At 44.2% G+C, this 8,364-nt stretch carries 5 protein-coding genes; all 5 read right to left on the bottom strand.

Annotated features, from left to right (window positions below; translation table 11 throughout):
- A partial coding sequence (locus AC37HE_RS02525) for a carboxylesterase family protein (RefSeq protein WP_500781203.1) occupies positions 1-320 on the bottom strand: 320 nt, incomplete at its 3' end.
- A gap of 37 nt (positions 321-357) precedes the next feature.
- Complete coding sequence (locus AC37HE_RS02520; protein ID WP_500781202.1) at positions 358-1,716, bottom strand: neutral/alkaline non-lysosomal ceramidase N-terminal domain-containing protein; 1,359 nt, start codon at positions 1,714-1,716, stop codon at positions 358-360.
- Between the two features lie 70 nt (positions 1,717-1,786).
- Positions 1,787-4,126, bottom strand: a complete 2,340-nt coding sequence (locus AC37HE_RS02515; protein WP_500781201.1) for a glycoside hydrolase family 3 C-terminal domain-containing protein — start codon at positions 4,124-4,126, stop codon at positions 1,787-1,789.
- A 38-nt stretch (positions 4,127-4,164) separates the two neighbouring features.
- Positions 4,165-7,578, bottom strand: coding sequence for a glycosyl hydrolase (locus tag AC37HE_RS02510; protein ID WP_500781200.1), 3,414 nt, complete (start codon positions 7,576-7,578; stop codon positions 4,165-4,167).
- Positions 7,579-7,838: 260 nt separating this feature from the next.
- Positions 7,839-8,364 (bottom strand): RagB/SusD family nutrient uptake outer membrane protein (locus tag AC37HE_RS02505; RefSeq protein ID WP_500781199.1); only part of this gene is annotated, 526 nt, incomplete at its 5' end.

Below are 8,364 nucleotides of genomic sequence, written 5' to 3'. Positions count from 1 at the left end.
CTGGGACTCTGAATAGCCGGAGGCCCCAATTCCAAAGTATCCTTCACTCCCATCCAGGGCTCTAAAGGTGCGGGTCTGCGAAAACGTCGATCTCCTGAAATTCGACCAGCATAAGGTACTCCTTTAAAAATATTTACCCCTTCAAATCGTATTCCTTTGATTTTACCATAAGAGGTTTCAGCCTCAACATAACTTCCTGATCGAATCGGATCAGAAAATAAATACTTGGATGCTGAATATCCCAGGTTCGAAAAAGCTAACGCGGCGGTTGCTGAAAGCGACATCCGGGAAACAAATTGTCGTCTGCTTATCTTACTCATGATTCTTACCAATTATAAATTACACAATAGCCTGCGGTCAAAGCTCCGACTTCTCAATCTGTTCAACCAAACCATCGATAATTCCACGCTCAGCATGATTTGGCTTTAAGTTGGAACTAAGAACCTGAAAAGTATATCGTTGAAATGCGTCATCATTAGGAATATAGCCCGAATTGGCCGCCCCATTGGTGATTGATGAAAAGATGGTATTTGTCAGCGGTGACTCTTTCTTTAACCGTTGAGCAATGATATTGTAAACCTCCGCATTGACCCCTGCAATAGCAATATCACCCAGCCGCAAAAGACTTAGTTTGATATGCACCGGATCACCATCCTCGTAGGTTCCCGGAGCTCCTTCCCGACCGGTATTTGTTCGGGTTCTTCCAGGACAGGTTAAAATCTCTTCTGAGCCCGAAACTGAGATTAACGAATCAGACCTTTGGGGCAATTGGGTTACCCGCAAAACTTCTTCAGCCAAAATTTGTCCTAGCGAGCTAACCATTTGTGATTGCCGTTCCAAAGCTTTCGGGTCCAGTTTTACCTCAGCTCCACCACCAAAACCAGCCATCATAATCGCTTCTGCCAAATCTTTAGCTTTTCCACTAGCCATCAACGCATCCACTTTTTTGTGACCAACCTCAACCATTGGTTCAACAGAAATTGGATTTTGATCCCCGGCAGCACCACTTGAGAATAAGGCAATCGTCCCATTGCCATAATATTCTTCGATATATTTTGAAGCCTCACCCGGAAAATCAGCGCTTATCGCACCACTCATAAACATCATATTCGCATGCATGGCATAATTGTAATATACGGCAATTGGATTTCCGTCATTTGAACGGAAGGTAACAACCGCAACTGTTTTATCCGATGGCCCCTCATAATTTGGACCTTGCTTCCACAACCGGGTCTCCTGATCTATGACATCTCGATTAATATTAAGATAGGACAATCCCGTTTGGTAGCTAATGGTAGCTTCCTGAAGCTTTGCCTTTGCCTCTTTCACGGCCTCCACCACGCCTTTTTCGACAGAAGCTTCTACTCCCCAAGGAGCACTATGCGTATGTGATGCAGCAACAAAAACATTCAGTGCCGGAATACCGGTTTCTACCTCAATCTGTTGCACAATCTTATCGTAAAGCTCATTGTTAACCATTCCCTGATCTACTGCAACCAGCGCTGCCGATGTACTTCCATTTTCAATGACAATTGCACGACAGAATAAATGATCGCGAATGCTATAATACCCCTTGGGAAGATTATTTTCATCCGGTGTAATATCTACTTTGGCAGCTCCTGCTTTGAATGGGGAGGCTTCATGTGTTTGAGAAAAACTCACCTGTATAGCTCCCAAACAAATCGCCAATACTAAGATTAGACTGTTAACTTTCATATGCTGGTCTCCTTTAAATGTTTTGGTTTAGTTGGTTTAGGTTGATTCAAAATTTTACTTGAAGTGGCTTCTATTTTCTCAGAGACAATTCATCAATCTCTGTTTCCGGTTTTAAAGCATTGTGAGCTTTATAAACGGCATCGTCAGCCGAAAAAGAAATCTGGCTGAAAAGATCATCAACGGACACACCAAATGCAGCAACATACTGACCATTCACGGTTACCCAAGACTGGCTTTCCTCATCGTAGGAGGCAAGATCATAATTTGAAAATTTCATCGATACTTTTTGGCTTTCTCCTGGTTGCAGCTCCTTGGTTTTCACAAAAGCTTTCAACTCACGAACCGGCTTCTCCAACTTGCCTTCCGGAGCAGAAATATAAAGCTGAACCACTTCTTTTCCAGCTACATCACCCGTGTTTTTAACGATGACAGTTGCAGTATAGTCATTGCCCGACTGTGAGACCTTAGCATCGCTGTATCCAAATGTGGTGTAACTCAAGCCATAGCCAAACGGATAAGAGACAGCTTTCCCTGCTGTCGTGAAATAACGGTAGCCAACATATATACCTTCATCATATCGGGTATAATCAACATTTTTTTCGCTTGCATTACGAGAAAAACCAAAGCCAGCGTTTGCGCGACCATCAAAGTCATAAGGAAAGTTAGATGATGATGGATGGTCCATACATGAAATCGGAAAAGTCATTGTCAATTTTCCGGAAGGATTGGCAGTACCTTTCAAAACGTCGGCAACCGAATAACCACCTTCCTGACCGGGCTGCCAGGCCAAAAGAATTGCATCCGGAAGATCTTTCCATGAAGCCGTCTCAATTACTCCACCAATATTCAAGATTACAATTACCTTTTTACCCGCCGTATGAAACGCATCACAAACATCATTCAGTAACTGACGTTCGTCGCTGCTAATATTGAAGTCATTGGGGATCTTTCGATCACGTCCTTCCCCTGCATTTCTACCAATCGTAATGATCGCGATTTCCGAATCCTCGGCACGCTTGTCGATAAACTGGCGAGCAATTGCCATTTCCGGCAACACCGGTTTACCCAAAAACCAACTGCGATTCGTTTGCTCACTATTGATTTTAGCGGTTTGATAGGCCTTATATTTTTCGTACAAATCTTTCAGTTCAGGCTGAATGGAATAACCTGCTTTCGTTAGTCCTTGTTGCAGGTCAATTACGTAAGCTTTATTTACGTCGCCTGATCCGGTTCCGCCGGCAATAAAATCGTAGGAAGTAATCCCGAACAAAGCAACATCTTTAATATCTTCAGCGATTGGCAATGCCCTATTTTCGTTTTTCAATAAAACCATTCCCTCTGTTGCTGACTGCCGGGTAACTTCAGCGTGCGCCTTTAAATCAGGCTTATTGGAATATTCATATCCTTTAAAACGAGGAGTTTTAACTACGAATTCCAACATCCGTTTAACACAAATATCAACATCTGCTTCCGACAACTCTCCACTTTTCACATTGGCAATAATATCCTCGGACTGCACAGGCATACCCGGTTCCATCAAATCATTTCCTGCACTGATCTGAGCGGCAATATCACGAGGGCGAGTCCAGTCCGTCATCACAATACCTTTAAATCCCCACTCATCCCGAAGAATCGTGGTTAGCAAATCGTGACTTTGCTGGGTATATTCACCATTAATCTTATTGTAGGAAGACATTACCGTCCAGGGATTCGATTCCTTAATTGCAATTTCAAATCCTTTGAGGTAAATCTCACGCAATGCACGCTGCGACACCTGAGAATCATTCTCGGTGCGGTTCGTTTCCTGATTATTGGCAGCAAAGTGTTTAACAGAAGTACCCACACCATTACTTTGAACTCCATTAACGTAAGCAGCAGCAATCTTTCCGGCGACAACAGGATCTTCTGAATAGTATTCGAAGTTACGACCACAAAGTGGGTTCCGCTGAATATTCATTCCAGGAGCCAGTAAAACATCAGCACCATATTCCAACACTTCGTTTCCGATTGCTTCACCAACCTGCTCAACCAACTCGATATTCCAACTGGAGGCTAAACAAGTCCCTACCGGAAAACCAGTGCAGTAATAAGTAGCCTCATCATTCGGACGTGTTGGGCTGATGCGCACTCCGGCAGGACCATCAGTCAGAACAGCCTGTGTTATTCCCAGCCGTTCAATCCCCTGAGTTGTACCTGCGGCCCCTGGTACCAGGTCCTCGGTGTGCCCAACAGTTGCACTACCTCCACCAAATGCCTGGTTTCGGGAACCAACTAACAGCTTGGCTTTTTCTTCCAGCGTCATCGCTTTGACAATCTCATCAATAGAAGTGGCTGTTAATTGTTGAGCAACTATTTGTTCGGCAAATAATACACTCACAAATACTGTTAACAGAAATGGTATTTTTCTCATATCGTTTTATATCTGAAGTTTTTGATTTAGTATCTGGATTATTCTGATTTCTCACTGAGTATTGAAACAGGTCCGATTAAGCCCGAGGTAAATAAAGGAGAATCCGCTTTGTAGAACGGGTTTGAGCACCAGGTAATTTTCTCAGAAACATCCGGTTGCTGATCACCAATCAATCGGTTAACCCAAAGGTCTGTTACCTTTATTTCAAACTTGTTATCCCCTTCCTTTAAAGCATTGGTGATATCAACTTTAAACGGAGTTTTCCAAACAATGCCTTGCGACTGACCATTCACGATTACTTCGGCCAGATTCTTCACCTCACCTAAATCAATCCAAATTTGGGCACCTGTGGTAAACCATTCAGCCGGAGCCGTTACTGTTTTCAAATAGGTAGCAGTACCTGAAAAGTATTTGATGCCTGGCTGCGAATTTTCATTCCATGCCGTTAATGTTTCAAATACTGCTTCTGATGGAGCTCCTCGTTCAGCCTGAAAATTCACCGTCCATGGTCCCTCAACCGTTGCCAGTTTATTTTCGGAAATAGCCGGAGCATTGTATTCTTTTTCTTTCGTTTTATTGCGGAATACCACAAAATAGGCATCTTCCGGTTCCAGGTGCAGAGGAACGGTAGTGGCATCAGCACCCATCTGATAAGAAACTTGTTCTATTTTACCCGTTTCAGGATGCCATATTTCTGCTTCTTTACCAGATACCCGGAAGGTAGCATCCAATGCCTCACTCCGACTACTGCGATTATTCACCCAATAAATATCTGTATCACCGGCTTTGCGATGCAAATAGAATAGCTTTGTATCTTTCTCTGGTTTGGTGTAACTGAAGTCGGGTTTAATATTTTCCGCTTTCAATGTTTCAAGCAAGGCCAATTCCGGGTATACTTTACCATTTCCGATCACATTAACCTCGCTATCGCTTGCCCATAGTTGGTTGGTAATTGCGTCAAATTCAGCCGGATCATCAGCGAGACTTGGTGTCATAATTGGTTTTGGACCGGCAACCACTGCTCCGGCTTCAACCAAGGCTTTCAATTTTCGCAATACGGTAAGCGTCATGTACTGACTGTTGGGATCAAGCGCCAACACGCGATAACTCATTCCGGTTGGTGTTGTGATTAATCCGTTATTAACTGTCACTAAGTTGACTAATGCATCTGCATTTATGAAATCATAGTTATAGCCTTCCGGAATATCCGGCAGATCACCTCCACGCAGCTTACTAAACAGCACAGTAATGTTGTTGTCTTCACCATAATAATAGGCAATATCGGCAACAAATTTTCCTTGTTGCAACATAAAGCAACTCCGCGACAAATAAGTCGTCCAGGCAATCGCTTGCTCAGCCCAGGTTTCGTTTCTGGTAAACCACTGGCCGAAGGGGCCAAGGCTCATCCCTGGCACACGATCCAACAAAGGTTGGTGTACCGACGTATGAATCACGAAACGATTGAGTCCGCAAGCCATCAGCTGATCCGCAATTGGCTTTAAGCGTTCCGGCGACCAGGCATAATCCGAACCCATCGCTGTCAGAGATTCGGCTGCAACAAAATCTTGTCCGTACAAGTGAGATACAGATGCAGACTCGCGAATATCAGCCTGATAAAAAGAGGCAACTCCCCCCTCGTTACCACCAAATCCACCTGGGGTCCAGCCAGCTCCCATCGGAACTGTTGCAGTTCGTTTCGCTTCCATTCCGTCACCAATAAAAGCACGACGAGCCTCATGAGATTCGGAATAACGTCCCATCCCTCGTTCTTTTAGTAATGTTGTTAGCTGATCGTAATGATTTTCGGTCACCAGGTCGGCCAAAGTTTTCCGGAAGTCCCATAAGAATTTGTCGCTTGCTTCAGCACTCTCTACAATTTGACCTGTTAGTACCGGGAACCAGGGATGCATATCGTAGCCTCTTCGCTTCTTAAATTCCGAAATTATATCATCGGTCCAGTTTTGCGTCCCCGCTTCCCAACTATCGGTAATTACAAACTGTAAGCCTCTTTTGCCCATCAGTCCGTTAGAAGCATCTTTATATTGATCGAGATAATTCGTGAAATAGGCTTTTACGTGCTTTGCACTAAGCTTGTCTACTTCGAGTCCGGTAGCTTCAGGAGATGCCGGGCCATTTTTGTGTCCGGTTAAAGAATATCCAAGACGAACGACCATCCAATCGCCAGGCGGTGGAGTCCAGTTTAGTGTGCCGTCGACCTGCATCTGCGCAGTTAAATCAACCACATCCGCTTTTTTGACAGCAGTTTTGGCATCAACATCAGGTGTGAAAGCCCGGTAAAGATCAGTTGCAGCTTCGAATGCGGCTTTATCTTCGAAACGGTTCACCCGCCCCGAGGTCGAAAGAACGAGCTCTGCAACCTGCGTTCCGGCCGGTCCCTGGGGTCCCCGATTCATCATGGGTAAGCCAGGAATTGAAGGTGCTCCCTGATTCGGTAATTTCGTCCACATAACACGAAAGTATTTAGCGCTAACCGGCTTGAAGGAAACTGTTAATTCCTTTAACGAACTTGCCGGAATATCCAATATTTTATCAAAAGTGACACCATCATTACTTGTTTCCAACGCGCGGGTTTCTCCGGGAGGGCCAAACATGCGATCCATTCCTCCGCCCACAATTGTAAGCGCCTGCACCGCGATCGGTTTTTCAAATTCAAATTGAATCCAGGAAGCTTTTCCATCCTCTCCAGCAGGTAAAAAGTTTGATTTGACCAAATCTCCATCCGTTAATTCTGCTAGTGAAAATTTGCCTCCGCTAGAAGTAACCCTTGCATTCAGTGCCGCCATTGAAAGATCACTTTCCGGCAATCGATAAGCAATAACTGCTGCATCAGCATAATAGTCCGGGGACTTTTCAGCTTCGCGCCCCATTGGGCTTGCTTCCATTCCAATATTCTGAAATGGTCCGGCTACAGCCGGTGGTTGCGGAAGTCTCCCGGAGAAAGGTTTTCCACCTTCAATACGAATCTGGCTCCAAACATATTTTTTCATCGCCTCTTCCGGCTTCACCCAAGGGCCACCACTCTCACTCCATCCAGGGGAGCCGGCAATCGCCATCTCCAATCCCAACGAGTCAGCCAGCTTGGTAGTGAATGCAAATGCATCTTTCCACTCAGGTGTCATATAAATCAACCGATGATCAACCACTTGTGGTGAGCTTAAACCAGCATCAAAATTTTGGAAGCCGCCAATCCCGGCACGGTGCATCCATTCCAAATCAGCCCGAATTCCCTTTTTGGTAATATTACCGTTCATCCAATGCCACCACACCCGAGGTTTAGCGCTATCCGGTGGAGTTATAAATCCGGATTCCAGTAGTGCACTACTATTTCCAACATCAGTTTTAGGGCCCTTACAACCAACCCAAAGCAGCCCCATGAGAAATAAAATAACCAAGTGAAATTTTAGATCTGTATTTTCAGTTTTCTTTTTCATTTCTGAACATATTTTAAGGGTGATTTTATTATCCGGAACAGCCTCAAAACAATGTTTCAACAATATCTTTCAATCATCTCCCCCTCTACAAACATTGGCACCAATAGAAGCATTCCAGCAGTGTATTCTATATATTTTTTTTGATTACTACATGATTAAATAAAAAAGGAATTGAGTAGACTGCTCCTACCTCCTGTAAAAGGTTATCAGAACAGTCTACTTCTTATTTAGTTAGAAACTAATGCCATAGTCTATGAATACTAAAAATAAGGGCTATACAATGCTTCTGCTGCTGGTAACGGCCAAACCAAATCAATAGAAGAAAATGCAGCGGCCGGAGGTGTGTAACCAGCCGGGAAATAATATGCAGATGGATTAGCTTTTACACGTGCGCCATACGCTGTAATAACCTCGGTCGCTTTATCAGTACGAACCAAGTCAAGCCAACGCTTACTTTCCAACGCTAACTCAATCCTCCGCTCATGGGCAATGGCTGTTCTCAGCTCATCCTGAGTAGTGGCGACAATAGGTCCAAGACCAGCTCTTTCACGAATGCTTACCGGACTGTTACCAACTGCATCATTAATGTAAGATAAAGCTTCACTAACCGGTTTACCTTGTTCATTAATAGCTTCTGCAAGGAATAGTAAAACTTCAGCATACCTGTAAACAGGCCAGTTATCATCGCTATTATTCAACTGAAGATGCGGATGAAGAAACTTCTTGCAAAATGGAAATTCAGTACCATGAGAGTCACTGGTATAGCCAATTGTAGCGTCAAAACGG

The organism is Mangrovibacterium sp., assembly GCF_059905295.1.
The sequence above is the reverse complement of the archived record's forward strand: the minus strand, read 5'-3'. Positions and strand labels throughout refer to the sequence as shown.